The organism is Marinomonas gallaica (assembly GCF_001639745.1).
Lineage (GTDB): Bacteria > Pseudomonadota > Gammaproteobacteria > Pseudomonadales > Marinomonadaceae > Marinomonas > Marinomonas gallaica.
The window spans coordinates 1-260 of the sequence record NZ_LTAX01000091.1; the positions used below are offsets into that span (position 1 = coordinate 1).

Below are 260 nucleotides of genomic sequence, written 5' to 3' on the forward strand. Positions count from 1 at the left end.
TCTCGCTGAGATTTCACCTGTGGTTGAAACCATGGATAGCAATATCGCGACAGAAATTGCCGCTGCGGAAGAGAAAGAGCAAAAGCAGATCGTTAAGCGTATTATGATTGCTGATGACTCAGCGGTGGCACGTAAACAGGTCCAACGAGCGATTGAGTCTATTGGCTTTGAGTCCATTTTAGCGAAAGATGGTAAAGACGCTTACAACAAGCTGATTGAGATGGCTGCTGAAGGCAGTATTCATGATCAGATTTCCCTGT

The 260-nt window shown here is 45.4% G+C and carries 1 pseudogene; it reads left to right on the forward strand.

The window, feature by feature from the left end:
* Window positions 1-31: 31 nt before the first annotated feature.
* Window positions 32-260 (forward strand): annotated as a pseudogene (locus AYW76_RS18755) (hypothetical protein); the annotation flags it as partial.